This is a genomic window from Euzebyales bacterium (assembly GCA_036374135.1).
Lineage (GTDB): Bacteria > Actinomycetota > Nitriliruptoria > Euzebyales > JAHELV01 > JAHELV01.
Genome location: DASUUK010000015.1, coordinates 98527 through 115770 on the forward strand (window position 1 = coordinate 98527; position 17244 = coordinate 115770).

The following is a 17244-nucleotide window of genomic DNA, read 5'->3' on the forward strand; positions in this document are numbered from 1 at the left end:
GCAACCACCAGAAGGCACGCCGGTGCGAACTGCCGGGTTTCGGTGGTGCGACGATGTACCTCCCAGCCCGACGCGATCGCGTAGTCGAAGCTTCGTCGGCCGATGACCACCGGGGCTCGTCGCCGGCTCACGCGGCGGGGGGTGATGAACCGTCGGCGACGGTCACACGCTCGCGGATGTCGCAGCCCTCGATGTGGTCGTTGACCATGCCGGTGGCCTGCATCAGCGCGTAACAGGACGTCGGACCGACGAACCGGAACCCCCGTCGTTTGAGCGCAGCGGTCATGGCCGTCGACTCGTCGGTCCTGTCCGGAACGTCCTCGAACGACCGCGGTGCCGGTCCCGGCGGCGGCGCGAAGGACCAGAGCAGGTCGCACAGCGACTCACCGCGCTCGGCCATCTGCACGCAGGCGCGAGCGTTCATGATCGTCGCCTCGATCTTGGCGCGGTTGCGGACGATCCCGTCGTTGTCGAGCAGACGCGCGCGGTCGTCCTCGGTGAATGCCGCGACCTTCGCGATGTCGAACCCGGCGAACGCCTCGCGGAACGCCGGGCGCTTGCGGAGGATCACCAGCCACGAAAGGCCCGACTGGAACGCTTCGAGCGAGATCCGCTCGAACAATCCGCGGTCCGTGTGGACCGGTCGGCCCCACTCGTTGTCGTGGTACTCCTCGTACACGTCGTTGCCGTGCGCCCACGCGCAGCGGTGGACGCCGTCCGCGCTGGCGACGATGTCCTTCATGGTCCGGCAGGGGTGGTGCGTGCCTGGTCGCTCTCCTCCGCCGACCGGTCGTCGTCGACGGTCGTCGACGCATCCCGCCCCGCACCTGACGGATCGTCGGTGTCGGCGGGCGCGGCGGAGCCGTGTGGGAGCGCGCCGTCGGTGGAGTGCGCCGACACATCGTCGTCGACGTCGATCGGTGTGCCGACCGGCCGGTCGGGACCGTGTCGCTGCCACCACCACAGGCCGACCAGCCCGCCGACGCACACGGCGAGCGCGATCCAGTTGTTGCGCGACAGGCCCAGGAGGCGGAACGTCGTGTCGGTCCGGAGCAGCTCGACGAAGAAGCGGACGAGCCCGTATCCGGCGAGGTACGCGAACCCCAGCGAGCCCTGACGCAGCCGCCGGTTCGTGCCCAGCCACAGCAGCACGCCGACGAGCAGGAGGTTCAGCAGCGACTCGTACAGGAAGGTCGGATGGAACGTGGCGAAGTCGGTGTAGGGCTCGACGCGGAAGGGCGGTTCGACCGCCAACGCCCACGGCAGGTCCGTCGGCGTGCCGTACAGCTCCTGGTTGAAGTAGTTGCCCCACCGGCCGACCGCTTGGGCCAGCGGCAGACCCGGAAGGATCGCGTCGACCGCGGCCGGCAGCGGCATGCCGAGACGTCGCGCCTGCCACAGACCGACGAGGATGCCGATCGTGAGACCCCCGAAGAGCGCGAGGCCGCCCTCCCACAGGTACAGCACGGCCCACGGGCGCTCCGCGAAGTCGCCCGAGTGGGTGATGACGTAACCCATGCGCCCGCCGAGCAGTCCGGCCAGCACGGCAATGAAACCGACGCGGTCAACCTGGTCGGGGTCACCGCCGAGTGCCGCCCACCGCCGGCGGCCGAGGACGATCGCCAGCAGCACGCCGATGCCGATCAGCACGCCGTAGTAGTGGATCGTCAACGGCCCGATCTCGATGAGCTGGCCGGGCGGTGGCGGTATCGTCGCGAGGATCATGGCTGCAGACGCTACCGTGACACGTCGGTGCTGGCGATCCCATCGCCATCGGCGCGACCGACAGCCGGCACGGGGACCGGACCCTAGTTGAGCGTCGCGCCGGCGGGGCCCTGCGGGCGCAGCACGGCGACGTGTCCAAGCCTGCGCAGCAGCTTGTGCTCGCGCCGCAGGAACCGGATGGTCGCGCGGAGCCGGTCGTTCAGGGAATCGATCTCGAGCAGCTGCTGCTGCTCGGACAGCTGCAGCTCGGCCGCGCACGCAGCCAGCCACGCGAGGGCCGACGGGTTGGACGGAAGGCGTCCCGCGAGCTGTTCGCCGGCGCCGATGTCCCGCAGGTACGCCTCGAGCATGTTGCGCAGCACCGCGACCAGCCGGCTGGCCCCGGCATCGGTCGGGCGCTCATCGAGGAGCTCGACCCGTGCGCTCAGGTAGTCGCGGTCGTCGAGCAGCTCGGTGACCCGGAAGCGCTCCGCGCCGCGGGTGACGATGTTGGCGCGTCCGTCCTCGAGTCGCTCGACACGGACGATCTCGGCGACGGTGCCGACGTCGTACACGTCGGCACGGCCACGCTCGGCCCGCCCGTAGCGGATCGCGACGACACCGAAGCGTCGGTCGGCGGCCAGGCAGTCGGCGAGCAGTTCGCGGTAGCGCGGTTCGAAGATGTGCAACGGCAGTGGGCGCCCGGGGAACAGCACGACATGAAGGGGGAACAGGGGGACCACGCGGCTCACCATTTCCGGCCCGCACGTCGGGGGTTCGCCATGCTCAAAGGCTACGTGTCCGACGGCCTCCTCGCCGCGCCCCACGCTAGGCTTCGCCGACGACGGCCTCGAGCAGCGGAGCGGTGGATCACCCGATGTTGACGCGAAGTGACGTGCGTGACGAGCACGGCGACCTGCACGCGATCGTTCGCCCCGCTGACGACGAGGCCATGGAGCAGGTCCGTGACAGCGTGGCGACCACTGTCGCGGCCGTCCGCGAGCGGGGTGACGTGGCGGTCGGAGAGTTGACCGCGCGCTTCGACGGCTGGCACGGTGACGTCTGGGAGGTTCCCGCCGACGAGCGCGCCGCCGCGACGGCGGCGCTCGACCCGGATCTGCGGGCCGCGCTGGGGCGGGCGGCCGAACAGGTCCGGTGGTTCCACGCCCGAGCGCTGCCGGACGACTGGATCGCCGACCACGACGGTGCCCGCCTGGGCCTGGTGTTCCGACCCCTGCGCCGCGTCGGCGTCTACGTGCCGGGCGGGCTGGGCGCCTACCCGTCAACGGTGCTGATGACTGTCGTGCCGGCCCGGGTGGCCGGCGTCGACGAGATCGTCGTCTGCACGCCGCCCGGACCGGACGGCTCGGTGAACCCCACCATCCTCGCCGCGGCGGAGATCACCGGCGCCGACCGCGTGTTGCGGATCGGCGGAGCGCAAGCCATTGCCGCGATGGCGTACGGGACCGCCTCGGTGCCGAGGTGCGACAAGATCGTGGGGCCCGGGAACGCGTACGTGGCCGAGGCCAAGATGCAGGTCGCCGCCTCCGGGGTTTGCGGCATCGACGCCCAGGCGGGGACCACCGAGGTCGCGATCATCGCCGACCACACCGCGGACCCGCGGCTGGTGGCCTGTGACCTGGTCGCGCAGGCGGAGCACGATCCGCGGGCCCTGTGCCTGTTGATCACGCCGGACGCCGGTCTGATCGACCGCACCCTCGCGGCGCTGGAGGAGGAGGTCGCCCACACGCGGCACACCGAGCGGGTCCGCACGGCGCTGCGTGACCGGGGTGTCGCGCTGCTGGTGCGTGACCTCGACCAGGCGGTTGCGGCCGCTGACGCGTTCGCCGCCGAGCATCTGGAGGTCCAGACGGAGAACGCACCGGCGGTCGCCGCGCGCGTCCGCGCAGCCGGTGCGATCTTCGTCGGCCACGACACACCGGTCGCGCTCGGCGACTACTGCGCGGGCCCCAACCACACGCTGCCGACGGGTGGGACCGCCCGGTTCTGCAACGGTCTGTCGACCGCGGACTTCGTCGTGCGGGTGAACTGGGTGGAGTACGGGCGCGACGCGCTCGGTGACCTGCTGCCCGTCGTGGATGCGTTGGCGGCCGCGGAGGATCTGCCGGCACACGCCGCGGCCGTCCGCGCGCGGCTGGAGACGGCCGACGCCGTCACGGGTGGACCACGTGACGTCGCCGGTGCCTGAGGCGGGTCCGGTGGGGCGGGTCCCCGTCCGCGACGACCTGCTCGGCACGACGCCGTACGGGGCGCCGCAGCTCGACGTTGCCGTCCGCCTGAACACCAACGAGACGCCGTACCCACCGCCGCAGGCGTTCTTCGACCGGCTGGCGGCGCGGCTGCCGGCACTGCCGCTGCAGCGGTACCCGGACCGCCAGGTCAGCGACCTGCGTACGGGGCTGGGTGCGCGCTTCGGGCGTGGCGCGGACGAGGTGTGGGCGGCCGCGGGATCGAACGAGGTGCTGCTACAGCTGTTCCAGGCGTACGGTGGTCCCGGACGTCGTCTGCTGCTGACCAGGCCCGGGTACTCGGCGCATCCGTTGATCGCGCGCGCCGCGTCGACCGACGTGGTCGCGGTGGATCTGGTGTCCGACTTCACGCTCGACCCAGTCGCGGCGACCGACGCGGCCAAGCGCTCCGGGGCCCACGTGATCTGCGTCGCCAGTCCCCACAACCCCGCCGGCACCCTCGTCGCCCCCGACGTCGTCCGGGCGTTGCACGATGCCAGCGACGCGTTGGTGGTCGTGGACGAGGCGTACGTCGAGTTCGCCGACGACGGCGCCAGCGCGGTCCGACTGCTCGACGAGCTCGACCGACTGGTGGTGTGCCGGACGTTCTCGAAGGCGTGGCGCCTGGCCGGGTTGCGGTTGGGCTACCTGCTGGCGCCGCCGTGGGTGATCGACGACCTGCGCAAGGTCCGCCTGCCCTACCACCTCGACGCGATCACCCAGACCGCGGGACTGGTGGCGCTCGAGCTGGCCGACGCCATGACGGCGCACGTCGCCGAGATCGTCGCCGAACGCGACTGGCTGACCGCCTGCCTGGCGGAGCTGCCGGGCCTGCACCCGTTCCCGTCACAGGCCAACTTCGTACTGGTGCGCGCACCGGACGACACGCTGTTCGACCGCCTGCTCGACCACGGCGTGCTGGTCCGCGACTTCGCCCACGCGCCGGGCCTGACCAACTGCGTCCGCGTCACCGTCGGCACGCGGGCCGAGCATGACGCGCTGCTGGCCGCCCTGCACCGGGTGCTGTAGCGCGACGCAACGTCGGAGGTCCACGAGGCGCATCTGCACGCCCGTGCGTCACTGGTACACGTGATGCGGAGCGGCCGACGATACGTCAGTCGAAGACGACAGTGACGTCGCGGAACCCCAGTGACGTCAGCAGGCTGCGCAGCATCGCCTCGGTGTTGCGGTTGGCGAGCTCGACAAGCCCGCTCTCGGTGGCCGCGCGCTCCAGGCGGCCCTCCGCCATCCGGTACAGAGGCTGGTCATCGGTCGGCGAGTCGGAGAACAGGCCGGCCAGACGATCGAGCAGGCCGCGTTCGCGACTGAACACGTAGCTGCGGTCGGGGTCGACGTTGGCCTCGGTGAGCTCGGCGTCGGGCAGGCGGATCGTCACGCGCTCACGTGCGTCGTCGACGGCGACCGCGTCCTCGCCGAGGTCGGAGAAGTCGACCGCGGCGTCCACAGTACCGACCGCGACGAACAGGGTGCGCTCACCCGCGATCTGACGGGGCAGGTTGCGAACGGTGTCCTCACTGTCGACGATCACCTGGAACTCGCCGGTGGCGGCGTGGAACTCCGCGAGATCGCGCACCGCCAGCAACACGGCGGGCTGGGTGCGGTCGACGGTGTCGCGGTCGAACGGGTTGAAGCCGGACACCAGGCGCCCGAGCAGCAGCAGCGCGACCAACGTCGAGCCCAGCACGACCAGGCCGATCACCAGCAGCCAGCGACCGGGACCGCCCCGTCGCGGGGGTCCGGTCAGTCCGGTCACGGCGCGCCGGGTGTCGCGCGCGTCGGGCGCCGGTGTGCGCGGGACCTGCGGTCGCGTGTCGGCCGGCGTCACCTCGTACGTGTCGTCGTACGTGTCGTCGCCGTCGCTGCGGAGCCAGGTTGGGTTCATGCCGCTGCACCGTCCCCCGTTTCGCCTACGCTGTCGGCGGCACCCACAGCAAGGATTGCAGGCCCGTGAGTCGTACCGCTTCCGTACACCGCACGACCGGCGAGACCGATGTCAAGGTGGATCTCGATCTCAATGGTACAGGAGCGACCACCATCCGGACAGGGGTGCCGTTCTTCGATCACATGCTCGCCCAGCTCGGGCGCCATGGCCGCATCGACCTGTCGGTCCACACCGAGGGAGACCTCGAGGTGGACGCGCACCACACCGTCGAGGACACGGCCATCGCGCTCGGGAGCGCGCTGGCGGAGGCGCTCGGCGACAAGGCGGGCGTGGAGCGCTTCGGCGACGCCACGGTGCCGATCGACGAGGCGCTCGTGCGGGTGGCCATCGACCTCTCCGGCCGCCCGTACCTGGTGTATGACGCCATGACGCCCGTCGCGCTGATCGGTACCTACGAGAGCTCGCTGACGAAGCACTTCTTCGAGGCGCTCGCCGCCAACGCGAGGATCACGCTGCACGTCCAGAAGCTGTCAGGCGACAACAGCCACCACATCCAGGAGGCGGTCTTCAAGGCGGTCGCGGTGGCGCTGCGGCGCGCCGTCGCCGTCACCGGCTCGGGCGTGCCGTCCACCAAGGGAACACTGTGAGTGCGGTCGCCGGGGCCGGTGTGCCGCACGAGGTCGCCGGGCCGAGCAGCGGCGGTGGTGGAGCCGCCGCTCGCCGACCGGTCACGGCGGCCGTGCTCAACTACGAGGCGGGCAACGTGCGGTCCGCGCAACGTGCGCTGCTACGTGCGGGGGCCGACGCCTTCATCACCGGTGACGGTGCCGCGGCGGCCGGTGCCGATCTGCTCGTGGTGCCCGGTGTCGGGCACTTCGGGCAGTGCGTGCGCCACTTCCGCGCTGCCGGGTTCGAGTCGTTGGTGCGCGACTGGACCGCGGCGCAGCGTCCACTGCTGGGGATCTGCGTGGGCATGCAGATCCTGTACGCCGGCAGCGACGAGGATCCCGCGGCCGAGGGCCTCGGGCTCCTGCCGGGCCACGTCCGGCGCCTACCGGGTGACGTCGTGGTGCCCCACATGGGCTGGGACGTCGTCCGTGTCGTGCGGGACGACCCGGCCGTCACCGGCCTCGACGGGCAGCGGTGCTACTTCACGCACAGCTACTACGCGGACCCGGCCCACGACGGCCACGTGCTCGCGGTCTGCGACTACGGCCCCGGGTTCCCGTGCGTCGTGCGGACCCGATCGGTGCTCGGGCTGCAGTTCCACCCAGAGAAGTCCGCGGACGTCGGCGCGAGGATGCTGCGCGACCTCGTCGCCTCGGTCCACCAGGGCCGTGTCGGCGCGGAGGTCGTGTGATGCGGATCCTGCCCGCGGTCGACATCCGTGACGGCCGCGCCGTGCGTCTCGTCCAGGGGCGCGCCGACGCCGAGACCGTCTACGACGACGATCCCGTCGCGGCCGCACGCCGGTGGGTCGACCAGGGGTCGGACTGGCTGCACGTGGTCGATCTGGATGCCGCGTTCGAGGGCGACCCGCGCAACCGGCACCTCATCGCCGACATGTGTGACGCGACGGGCGCCCGGGTGCAGGCGTCGGGCGGCATCAGGACCCTGGACGACATCGAGCGGTCCATCGGCTACGGCGCCGCGCGGGTCGTCATCGGCACGATGGCGCTGGAGGACCCGCGGTTCGTCGCGACGGCGCTCGACGCGTTCGGTGAGCACATCGTCGTGGGCCTGGACGCCGACGGCACGAGGTTGCGTGCCCGTGGGTGGACGGCCGACGGCGGTGACCTGTGGTCCGCCCTCGACCGGTTGACCGAGCTGGGCGTGGGACGGTTCGTGTTCACCGACATCGCGCGCGACGGCACGCTCGGCGGCCCCAACCTCGACCGCCTGGCGGCCGTCACCGAGCGCACGACCGCGCAGGTCACCGCCAGCGGCGGTGTCAGCTCGCTGGACGATCTCGAACGGCTGGCCGCGGTGCACCTGCGCGTGGACGAGGTGATCGTCGGTAAGGCGCTGTACGCCGGACGGTTCTCGGTCGCCGACGCCCTGGCACTGGTGGGCGGCGCCGCGTGACGTTGGCCGTCCGTGTGATCCCGTGCCTCGACGTCACCGGCGGGCGCGTGGTCAAGGGCATCAACTTCGTGGACCTGCGCGATGCCGGCGATCCGGTCGAGCTCGCGGCGACCTATGACGCCGAGGGCGCCGACGAACTGGTGTTCCTCGACATCACCGCGTCGTCGGACGACCGCGACACCATCTACGGCGTCGTCCGGGCGACCGCCGACCAGGTGTTCATCCCGCTGACCGTCGGCGGCGGGGTCCGCAGCGTCGACGACGCCCGCCGGCTGCTGCTCGCGGGCGCCGACAAGGTCGCGTTCAACACCGCCGCCATCACCCGTCCGCCGCTGATCACCGAGGCGGCCGACGCGTTTGGCTCGCAGTGCGTCGTCGTTGCGATCGACGCCCGCCGCCGCGCGGACGACGGCGGCTGGGAGGTCACCACCCACGGTGGCCGGCGCCCGGTCGATCTCGACACGGTGGCCTGGGCGGCCGCGGCCGCCCGCCTGGGTGCCGGCGAGATCCTGTTGACGTCGATGGACCGTGACGGCACGAAGGCCGGGTTCGACCTCGACCTGCTCGCGGCCGTGACCGAGGCCGTCAACATCCCGGTCGTCGCGTCGGGCGGCGCGGGCGCAGCGGAGCACATGGCCGAGGCGGTGACGAAGGGCGGCGCGTCGGCTGTCCTGGCCGCGAGCATCTTCCACTTCGGCGAGCTGCGCATCGCCGACGTCAAGCGGACGATGGCCGCCGCGGGCATCCCCGTCCGCCTCCGCGGCGCGTCGGTCAGCAGCGACGGGCCGACGTAGACCACGCTGAACGGGCCGCCGGGCGCGTCGGGGTCTTGACGTCGACGAAGCCGGCGTGGCGCAGATAGCCGTGGGCAGGATCCTCCGCCTCGTCAGCCAGCAGACGTTGCGCACGGCTGATCCACCCGGCGCCGATGACGTCGTCGCCGCGGAGGAACAGCATCACCGCGACGTCGATCCCGATCCGCGCGGCATCGGCCGGACGGGCGGCCGCCCAGTCGCGGCGCGTGGGGGCGTCGCGGGCGTGCTGCAGGAGGTCCGACGCGTGCATCACCAGGAGCTGCCGATCGCGGCTCTGCCGAGCATCGCGGGCCGCACGCCGACGCTGCTAGCGTTGCGCGCATGGACCCCTCGCGCCTGCGCTACGACGAGCGGGGCCTCATCCCGGCGATCGTGCAGCAGCACGACACGGGTGAGGTCCTGATGATGGCGTGGATGTCCGCCACGACGGTCCATGAGTCGCTCGATCTCGGGGAGACGGTCTTCTGGTCGCGCAGCCGCGCCGAGCGCTGGCACAAGGGCGCGACCAGTGGCAACACGCAGACGATCGTGTCGATGACCGCGGACTGCGACGCCGACGTGCTGCTGATCGCGGTGGACCAGCAGGGGAGCGGCGCCTGCCACACCGGCGCGCGCACCTGCTTCCACCGCGAGCTCAGCGCGAAGGTCGGCGGGGAGAGAAGGGCGGGCGGCGGCGGAGAGGACGACGGGGATGTCTGAGCTGTACCGGCCCACCCGTGGGGAGTTCGCGGCTCTCGCCGCTGACGCGGAGGTGGTGCCTGTGTGGCGCGAGGTGCTCGCCGATCTGTACACGCCGCTCGGTGTCTACACGCGGTTGCGCGACAGCGACGGACCCACGTTCCTGCTCGAGTCGGTGGAGCACGGCGAGCGCTGGGGCCGCTACTCGTTCATCGGGCTGGACCCCATCCTGTCCATCCGCGCGTGCGACGGGCTCGTGACCGTGACCGGCGACGCCCCGGACGCCGTGCGCGACGCCGCAGCGACCGGCGACCCGCTCGAAACGGTCGACGCGGTGCTGCGCTCCATGGCCGCACCCCGCGACGTCGACGGGCTCCCCCCGCTGTTCGCCGGACTCGTCGGCTACCTCGGCTACGACGTCGTGCGATGGATCGAGGACATCCCGGAGTCGGGGTCCGACGACCTGCGGTTCGACGACGTCCGCCTCGACCTGCCCGGGCGCATGGTCGCGTTCGACCACCTGCGTCAACGCCTGGTCGTCGTCACGAACGTCGTGGTCGGTGACGACCCCGTGACGCAGTACGAGCGCGCGGTCGCCGGGTCCGAGGAGATGGTCGCCCGGCTCGACGCCCCGCAGACGGTCCATCCCGTCGCGCCCCCGCAGGCGGTCACCGTCGACGACGCGACGGCCACCATGTCGCGCGAGGACTACGAGCAGTCGGTACGCGTTGCCAAGGAGCACATCACAGCCGGCGACGCCTTCCAGATCGTGCCGTCGTTGCGGTTCCGTCTGGACACCGACGCCGACGCCGACGGCATCTACCGGGTCCTGCGCGTGATCAACCCGTCACCGTACATGTACCTGCTGGACTGGGGCGACCAGCAGGTCGTCGGTTCGTCGCCCGAGGCGCTGGTCAAGCTGACCCGTCGCACGGCGTCGACGTGGCCGATCGCCGGGTCGCGACCGCGCGGCGCCACGCCGGCGGCCGATGCCGAGCTGGAGAAGTCGCTGCTGGCCGACGAGAAGGAGCGCGCGGAGCACGTGATGCTCGTCGACCTCGCCCGCAACGACCTCGGACGGGTGTCCGAGATCGGCAGCGTGGGCGTCGACCCGTTCATGTCGGTCGCCCGCTACAGCCACATCATGCACCTGTGGTCAGGCGTGTCGGGGACCCTGCGCGATGATGTCTCCGCTGTGGACCTGGTGCGTGCGACGTTCCCGGCCGGAACCTTGACGGGCGCACCGAAGGTCCGCGCGATGGAGATCATCGACGACCTCGAGCCGACCCGACGCGGTCCGTACGGTGGCGGCGTCGGCTACCTCTCGCTCAGCGGTGACATGGATCTGTGCATCACCATCCGCACGCTGCTGTTGCGTGACGGTCACGCCTACGTGCAGGCCGGCGCCGGCATCGTGGCGGACAGCGATCCGGCACGCGAGTACGAGGAGTGCCGCAACAAGGCGATGGCGCTGCTGGCCGCCGTCCGTGCCGCCGAGCGCTTCGACACGCGCGGGGCCAGGGATGTCACGCCGCACTGACGTCGCGACGCTCGCCCCGTTCCTCGGGGTGGCCTGCGCCCTGGTGCTGCTGGGTGCGGGCTCGGCCACCTGGACGTACGAGCCGGTCGCGCGCTCGGTCGGCGACGTCGCACTCGTCGACACAACCGCGACGGCCGGCGTCGAGATCGCTCCGCTGGCAGTGGTCGTGGCTCTCGCGGGTGTGGCGGGCAGCATCGGGTTGCTGGCGACACGCGGCGGCGCCCGACGCATGGTCGCGCTGGTGCTGGTCGTCGTCGGAGTGGCGGGCGTGACCGGCGTCGGTGTCGGCGTCGCGCGCCTGTTCACGATCGATGGCACGGTGACGCTGGCGCCGTGGCTGGCGGTGGCGGGCGCTACGGGGATGCTCGCGGCCGCACTGGCGAGCATCGGACGGCCGTCGCGGCGCATGCCGGCGCGCTACGAGGTGGACGCGGCCCCCGCCGACGACGAGTGGCGGTTGGCGAGCGACACGGGTGGGTCCGATCGGCACACGAGCTACGCTTCGCCCTCCGGTGCGACCGGTCGGGGCGACGACGAGGATGATCAACGGTGACCACGTCATCCGACCGCGGCGCGGAACCCGTCGACACCAGCTCCACACCCCGACCGCAGGGCGGCGCCCGGCAGGCATCGTCGTTCCTGTCCCGCGTCTGCGCCGAGGCGCGCGAGCGCGTCGCGGACGCGCGCCGCCAGGAGCCGCTCGGGGCGCTCCGGACGCGGGCGGCCGGCACGGCGGACCCGCCACCGTTCGGTCCGGCGCTGCGTGGAGGGATCATCGCCGAGGTCAAGCGGGCCAGTCCGTCCCGCGGCGTCATCGCCGCCGACCGTGACGCGGCCACCCAGGCCCGCGGCTATGTCGACGGGGGCGCCGCGGCGATCAGTGTGCTCACCGAGCCCGGCCACTTCCACGGCAGCCTCGACGATCTCGCGGCGGTCGCGTCCGCGGTCCCGGTGCCGGTCCTGCGCAAGGACTTCATCGTCGACGCCTACCAGGTGTACGAGGCACGCGTGGCCGGCGCCGCCGCCGTGCTGCTGCTGGTCGCCGCACTCGACCAGGCCGCGCTGGTCGACCTACTGCACCTGGCGGTGGATGCAGGCGTCGATGCACTCGTCGAGACGCACGCCGCCGACGAGGTCGACCGGGCCGTCGCAGCCGTCGCGGCCCTGCCGGACGGCCATCCTCCCGTCATCGGTGTCAACGCCCGCGACCTGCGCCGCCTGATGGTCGACCGCTCCAGGTTCGCGGAGCTCGCGGCAATGTTGCCGCGCGGTGCGGTGGTCGTGGCCGAGAGCGGTGTGTCGGGTCCCGCGGACGTCGCGGCGTACCGACGCGCGGGCGCGCATGCCGTGCTGGTCGGCGAGCACCTCATGCTCGCGACCGATCCGGTGGCGGCGACGCGGACACTCGTGGACGCCGCCCGCAATCCAACCCTGTCCGACTCCAGCTGAAGGACCGATCGTGCACGACAGCCACTACGGCCGCTTCGGGGGCCGGTTCGTCCCCGAGGTGCTGACGACGACGCTCGACGAGCTCGAGGCTGCGTTCGACAAGGCGCAGACCGATCCCGAGTTCCACCGGGAGATGGACGCGTTGCGGCGTGACTACGGCGGTCGGCCGACCAAGCTGTACCTGGCCGAGCGGCTGACCGCCCACGCGGGCGGCGCGCGGATCTACCTCAAGCGCGAGGACCTGGCGCACACGGGCAGCCACAAGCTGTGCAACGTGCTCGGCCAGGGGCTGCTCGCGCAGCGCATGGGCAAGAAGCGGTTGATCGCCGAGACCGGAGCCGGTCAGCATGGCGTCGCCACCGCCACCATCGCCGCCCTGCTGGGCATGGAGTGCCGGGTGTACATGGGCGAGGAGGACTGCCGGCGCCAGCGCCTCAACGTCGTGCGGATGCAACTGATGGGCGCCGAGGTCATCCCGGTGACCACCGGGACGCGCACGCTCAAGGACGCGATCAACGAGACGATGCGCGACTGGGTGACCAACGTCGAGACCACCCACTACCTGCTCGGTTCGGTCGTCGGCCCACACCCATTCCCGCTGATCGTCCGCGAGTTCGTGAAGGTCATCGGCGAGGAGGTCCGTGCCGAGATCCTCGAGCGTGAGGGTCGCCTCCCGGATGCCGTGATGGCCTGCGTGGGTGGCGGTTCGAACGCCATGGGCATCTTCCACCGCTTCATCACCGACGACGACGTCCGGCTGATCGGCGTCGAGGCCGGCGGGGACGGCCTCGGCAGCGGCAGGCACTCGGCGACGCTGGTCGCCGGGACCGAGGGGATCCTGCACGGTGCCCGGTCCTACGTGCTGCAGGACGACTACGGCCAGGTCCACCCGACCCACTCGATCTCCGCCGGGTTGGACTATCCCGGCGTGGGCCCCGAGCATGCGTGGCTGCGCGACACGGGCCGCGCGACGTACGTCGCCGCGACCGACGCGCAGGCGCTGGAGGGATTCCGACTGCTGTGTGAGCTCGAAGGGATCATCCCGGCGCTCGAGTCGGCGCACGCCGTTGTACCGGCCATCGAGGTCGCACGCGAGCTCGGCACCGACGGCATCGTCGTGATCAACCTGTCCGGCCGCGGTGACAAGGACGTCGACGAGGTGTCACACGTGCTGGCGTTGTCGACGCCCACCGACGACGCGACGTCGGAGGCGGCGTCGTGAGCCGCGTCAGCGACGCGATCGCCAAGGCCAACGCGGACGGCCGCGCCGCGCTGATCGTCTACCTGCCGGCCGGGTTCCCGGACATGGACACGTCCCGGGCGTGCCTGGAGGCCGCCGCGGCGGCGGGTGCGGATCTGCTCGAGGTGGGATTCCCGTATTCGGACCCGCTGATGGACGGGCCCACCATCCAGCAGGCCAACCAGGTCGCGATGGACGCCGGTTACACCCCGTCGGACGACTTCGAGATGTGCGGGCGACTCACCGCCGCGATCGATGTCCCTGCCGTCGTCATGACCTATTACAACATCTGCTGGCACTTTCCGGTCCCCGCCCGCCGGCTCGCTGACGCTCGCCCTCACCACGGCGTGCCCGACGGTCTCGAGGGGTTCGCGGGCGCCGCGGCGCAGGCCGGTCTCGCCGGCGCGATCATCCCCGACCTGCCGGTCGCCGAGAGCGGTCCGTGGCTGGACGCCGCCGCGGCCGCCGACCTGGCGAGCATCTTCCTCGTCGCGTCCACGTCGGACGACACCCACCTCGCCGACGCCGCGGACGCCAGCACCGGCTTCGTGTACGCGACGTCCACCCTGGGGGTCACCGGAGCCCGCGAGTCGCTGTCGCAGCGCGCGCGGCCGCTGGTCGAACGGCTCCGTCGCGTGACCGACCGTCCGGTGTGCGTCGGCATCGGCGTGTCCACGGCCGTGCACGCCAGGACGGTCGCAGGGTTCGCCGACGGCGTCATCGTCGGATCCGCGGCCGTGCGGGCGGTCGCCGACGGTGGGCCGGACGCTGTCACGGCACTGGTCGCCGACCTGGCCGAAGGGTGCCGGCGGGGCTACCGGCGCAGCTGACCTCTGGGTGCGCCCCGCTGGTGTCCGCCGGGTGCCGGGACGTTGAGGACGCCCTCCGCCGCGCGCGCCCCCGACTGCAGCGCGCCGTTGATCGACGCGTCGTCGCGGTGATCGCCGCACACGATGATCCCGTCGTAGTCCTGACGCCGTCGAGGGTCCGACAGCACGGGCGGACGCTGCCGTGGCTGCGCGTGACGGATGTCGTAGCGGCGGAGCAGCCGCCACGTGTCGACCCGGCGCCCGAACCACCCGCGCAGCTGTTCGCGCGCGGCGGTCTCGAGGTCGTCTCCGCCGGCGGCGTTCAGGACGGATGCGGAGACGAGGCTGATGCCCTCAGGCGCGTAGGTCGGTGCGACGACGCTGGGGACGCACAGGTTGTTGACCGGTCCGGAGTCGGCGCCGTCGAGCACGATGACCGGCTCGTCGAGCGGGGGCCGCTCGGCCGCGAAGTACAGGCAGCTCACGCGGTTGGACGCCGGGGTCGGCACCGCCGGCACCAGGCGGCTGGCGGTCGGGCCGTCGGCCGCCACGACCACACGGCGCCCACGCAGGTGGGTGCCGTCCTCCAGCCAGACCCCGTCGACATCGACCGCGACGACCGTTGTGTTGTAGTGGATGCGACCCGTGGGAAGCCCGGCTGCGAGCTGGTCGGGGATCGCCTGGATGCCGGCCGCCGGCAGCGCGCTGTCACCACTGGCGAGCATCTTCATGACGAAGGCGAACGCGCGGCTGGACGTCGTCAGTGACGGATCGAGCTGGATGCCCGACAGCAGCGGTCGCCAGAAGCGTTCCACCATCGTGGTGCTGAAGCCGAGCCGTGCCAGCTCGTCGCGCGTCGTGCGCTCCGGCTGGGACCACACCGCGTCGAGCGAGCTGGTGCGCAGCCGCCTCCGCAGCCGTGCCACCCGGATCTTGTCCCGCAGCCCTCCGACCGGCGACCGCAGCGTGGCGAGCAGCGTGCCGGGGCGCCGCAACGGGTCGCCCACCCGGGTGAAGCCGCCGGCGACGCGCACGAGCGCGCCTGGTTCGAAGGGGCGCAGGTCGAGGGCGTCGTAGTCGAGTGCCGCACGCGCTTCGGGGTAGGCCGTCAGCAGCACCTGGAAGCCCCGGTCGAGCTGGAATCCGTCGAGGTGGTCGGTGCGGATCCGCCCGCCCGGGCCGTCGGACGACTCCAGCAGCAGCCACGGCACGCCCCGCGCCTCGAGCCGCCCCGCGCAGCGCAGGCCGGCCAGACCCGCGCCGACGATGATGACGCTGTCGTCCATGTACGTCGCCCTCCTGTCCGACGCGGTCAGGTCCGTGTCAGAGAACAGAGCGTAACCCGGCCTCGAGGGTGGGGTGCCGGAAGCGGTAGCCGGTGGCCATGGTGGCCTCGGGCAGCACCTTGGCACTGACGTAGATCAGCTCGTCCGCCATCTCACCGAACACCAGACGGGGCCCGAACCGGGGGACCGGGAGCACCGTGGGCCGGCCGAGCACCCGCCCCAGCGTCCTGGTCCACTCGGCGTTCGTCACCGGCTCGGGGGCCGTGACATTGATCGGTCCCACGACGCCGTCGTTGACGACCGCGTGGTGCAGGACGCCGATCACGTCTGCCAGCATCACCCAGCTCCACCATTGCTTCCCGGAGCCGAACGGTCCACCGAGCCCCAGGCGGAAGAGCGGCAGCGACCGCTGCAGGGCACCGTCCCGCGGTGTCTGGACGATGCCGATCCGTGGGTGCACCACCCGGTGCCCGGCCGCTCGCGCCGGATCGGCGCTGGCCTCCCACGCCCGACACACGTGCGACAGGAACAGCTCACCCGACGCGCTCTTCTCGGTCAGAGCCGCGTCACCACGATCGCCGTAGTACCCGATCGCCGACGCCGACACGAGCGTGCGGGGGCCGTCGTCGAGGTCCGCCATCGTCTCCGCGATCAGTGTGGTGCCCTGCACGCGGCTGTCGAGGATCCGACGCTTGGTGTCGGGTGTCCACCTGGCCTCGGCGATGGCCGACGGCGTCCATGACGTGAACCCGATCTTTTCGCCGGCGAGGTGCACCACCGCGTCGACACCGCGCAGATCAGCGGGATCGAGGCGCTGCTCGGCCGGGGACCACTGGATCTCGTCCGGTCCCGGCTCCGACCGGGTCACTCCTGTGACGCGATGCCCGGCGTCGCGAAGCGATCGTGCGAGCGCGGCGCCGATCAGTCCCCGGGCTCCGGTGATCACGACATGCATGTGTGGTCCCTTCTGGTGGCCGGCCGGTGAGGTGCGGCTGGGGAAAGGATATGCAGCGATTGACACACCTCTCGGCGCGTGAGGTCCCGCCGAACGCCACGGTATGCTCGCTGGCGGCCCGGGTGATGGAATGGGAGACATGATGGACTCAAAATCCATTGCCCTTCGGGGCGTGCGGGTTCGAATCCCGCCCCGGGCACGCCGCCGCACCTGACGGGTGTGGCGAGGTTTCGCGACCGCGGCCAACGACGTCTGGCCGTCGTGGTGGTCTGACGTAGAATCGCTGCGTTTCGGCGACCTTCGTGGGTGCGTCGACAGTCCGCGCACCTGGGCACAGGCATGGATGGAGGAGCTCTGGAGACCGACGACGCACGCGTGGACCAGTCGGTCCGCGCCCTCATCGCCGAGGACGAGGCGCTGATCCGGCTCGACCTGAAGGAGATGCTGACCGAGGAAGGCTTCGAGGTCGTCGCCGAGGTGTCCGACGGCGCGACCGCTGTCCGCAAGGCGCGGGAACTGCGACCCGACCTC

At 71.8% G+C, this 17244-nt stretch carries 19 protein-coding genes and 1 tRNA gene; 13 read left to right on the forward strand and 7 right to left on the reverse strand.

Annotated features, from left to right (window positions below; all coding sequences use genetic code 11):
• Positions 1–127: 127 nt before the first annotated feature.
• The 3 genes from VFZ70_02260 to VFZ70_02270 form a co-directional block, all read right to left on the reverse strand.
• The gene (locus VFZ70_02260) at positions 128–742 is read right to left on the reverse strand and encodes a DNA-3-methyladenine glycosylase I (protein HEX6254612.1); all 615 of its coding nucleotides are present in this window, start codon (positions 740–742) and stop codon (positions 128–130) included.
• Positions 739–1725, reverse strand: a complete 987-nt coding sequence (gene lgt, locus VFZ70_02265) for a prolipoprotein diacylglyceryl transferase (protein HEX6254613.1) — start codon at positions 1723–1725, stop codon at positions 739–741. Before lgt ends, VFZ70_02260 begins: the two co-directional genes overlap by 4 nt.
• A gap of 83 nt (positions 1726–1808) precedes the next feature.
• Positions 1809–2447, reverse strand: a complete 639-nt coding sequence (locus tag VFZ70_02270) for an LON peptidase substrate-binding domain-containing protein (protein ID HEX6254614.1) — start codon at positions 2445–2447, stop codon at positions 1809–1811.
• A gap of 134 nt (positions 2448–2581) precedes the next feature.
• Here VFZ70_02270 and hisD point away from each other — a divergent pair, with 134 nt between their 5' ends.
• Both hisD and hisC read left to right on the forward strand, forming a co-directional pair.
• Complete coding sequence (gene hisD, locus VFZ70_02275) at positions 2582–3913, forward strand: histidinol dehydrogenase (GenBank protein HEX6254615.1); 1332 nt, start codon at positions 2582–2584, stop codon at positions 3911–3913.
• A 10-nt stretch (positions 3914–3923) separates the two neighbouring features.
• Entirely contained in the window at positions 3924–4982 is a 1059-nt protein-coding gene (gene hisC, locus VFZ70_02280) for a histidinol-phosphate transaminase (protein ID HEX6254616.1), read from the forward strand.
• Positions 4983–5067: 85 nt separating this feature from the next.
• Here the strand turns inward: hisC and VFZ70_02285 are convergent, their stop codons facing one another.
• Positions 5068–5856 (reverse strand): DUF4230 domain-containing protein, encoded by a 789-nt coding sequence (locus VFZ70_02285; protein HEX6254617.1) that lies wholly within the window; start codon positions 5854–5856, stop codon positions 5068–5070.
• A gap of 65 nt (positions 5857–5921) precedes the next feature.
• Here VFZ70_02285 and hisB point away from each other — a divergent pair, with 65 nt between their 5' ends.
• The 4 genes from hisB to hisF are packed head-to-tail and all read left to right on the forward strand — an operon-like array spanning position 5922 to position 8735.
• A complete protein-coding gene (hisB, locus tag VFZ70_02290; GenBank protein HEX6254618.1) occupies positions 5922–6503 on the forward strand; it encodes an imidazoleglycerol-phosphate dehydratase HisB in 582 nt (193 codons plus the stop codon).
• Positions 6500–7216 carry an imidazole glycerol phosphate synthase subunit HisH gene (gene hisH / locus VFZ70_02295; GenBank protein ID HEX6254619.1) on the forward strand — a complete coding sequence of 239 codons (717 nt, stop codon included), beginning with the start codon at positions 6500–6502 and terminating at the stop codon, positions 7214–7216. Before hisB ends, hisH begins: the two co-directional genes overlap by 4 nt.
• Positions 7216–7941, forward strand: coding sequence for a 1-(5-phosphoribosyl)-5-[(5-phosphoribosylamino)methylideneamino]imidazole-4-carboxamide isomerase (gene hisA, locus VFZ70_02300; protein ID HEX6254620.1), 726 nt, complete (start codon positions 7216–7218; stop codon positions 7939–7941). Before hisH ends, hisA begins: the two co-directional genes overlap by 1 nt.
• Positions 7938–8735 carry an imidazole glycerol phosphate synthase subunit HisF gene (hisF, locus tag VFZ70_02305; GenBank protein HEX6254621.1) on the forward strand — a complete coding sequence of 266 codons (798 nt, stop codon included), beginning with the start codon at positions 7938–7940 and terminating at the stop codon, positions 8733–8735. Before hisA ends, hisF begins: the two co-directional genes overlap by 4 nt.
• Here hisF and VFZ70_02310 read toward each other — a convergent pair.
• Positions 8713–9006, reverse strand: a complete 294-nt coding sequence (locus VFZ70_02310; protein ID HEX6254622.1) for a hypothetical protein — start codon at positions 9004–9006, stop codon at positions 8713–8715. The genes hisF and VFZ70_02310 overlap by 23 nt on opposite strands.
• A 71-nt stretch (positions 9007–9077) precedes the next feature.
• Here VFZ70_02310 and hisI point away from each other — a divergent pair, with 71 nt between their 5' ends.
• From hisI to trpA, 6 genes are read left to right on the forward strand one after another with little or no spacing between them, the layout of a single operon-like run.
• On the forward strand, positions 9078–9455 hold the full coding sequence (gene hisI / locus VFZ70_02315) for a phosphoribosyl-AMP cyclohydrolase (GenBank protein HEX6254623.1): 378 nt from the start codon (positions 9078–9080) through the stop codon (positions 9453–9455).
• Positions 9448–10974 carry an anthranilate synthase component I gene (gene trpE, locus VFZ70_02320; protein HEX6254624.1) on the forward strand — a complete coding sequence of 509 codons (1527 nt, stop codon included), beginning with the start codon at positions 9448–9450 and terminating at the stop codon, positions 10972–10974. The genes hisI and trpE overlap by 8 nt, the downstream gene beginning before the upstream one ends.
• Entirely contained in the window at positions 10958–11527 is a 570-nt protein-coding gene (locus VFZ70_02325; protein ID HEX6254625.1) for a Trp biosynthesis-associated membrane protein, read from the forward strand. Before trpE ends, VFZ70_02325 begins: the two co-directional genes overlap by 17 nt.
• Entirely contained in the window at positions 11524–12423 is a 900-nt protein-coding gene (locus VFZ70_02330; GenBank protein ID HEX6254626.1) for an indole-3-glycerol phosphate synthase TrpC, read from the forward strand. Before VFZ70_02325 ends, VFZ70_02330 begins: the two co-directional genes overlap by 4 nt.
• 10 nt (positions 12424–12433) lie before the next feature.
• Positions 12434–13645: a tryptophan synthase subunit beta gene (gene trpB, locus VFZ70_02335; protein ID HEX6254627.1), complete on the forward strand. Its 1212-nt coding sequence runs from the start codon at positions 12434–12436 to the stop codon at positions 13643–13645.
• The gene (gene trpA / locus VFZ70_02340; protein ID HEX6254628.1) at positions 13642–14493 is read left to right on the forward strand and encodes a tryptophan synthase subunit alpha; all 852 of its coding nucleotides are present in this window, start codon (positions 13642–13644) and stop codon (positions 14491–14493) included. The genes trpB and trpA overlap by 4 nt, the downstream gene beginning before the upstream one ends.
• Here the strand turns inward: trpA and VFZ70_02345 are convergent.
• Positions 14478–15758 (reverse strand): NAD(P)/FAD-dependent oxidoreductase, encoded by a 1281-nt coding sequence (locus VFZ70_02345; GenBank protein HEX6254629.1) that lies wholly within the window; start codon positions 15756–15758, stop codon positions 14478–14480. The two genes, trpA and VFZ70_02345, sit on opposite strands and share 16 nt — an antisense overlap.
• Positions 15759–15795: 37 nt before the next feature.
• Complete coding sequence (locus VFZ70_02350) at positions 15796–16713, reverse strand: TIGR01777 family oxidoreductase (protein HEX6254630.1); 918 nt, start codon at positions 16711–16713, stop codon at positions 15796–15798.
• A 116-nt stretch (positions 16714–16829) separates the two neighbouring features.
• Between VFZ70_02350 and VFZ70_02355 the strand changes: the two genes are divergently transcribed.
• A tRNA-Leu gene (locus tag VFZ70_02355) sits at positions 16830–16912 on the forward strand.
• Positions 16913–17244 lie beyond the last annotated feature (332 nt).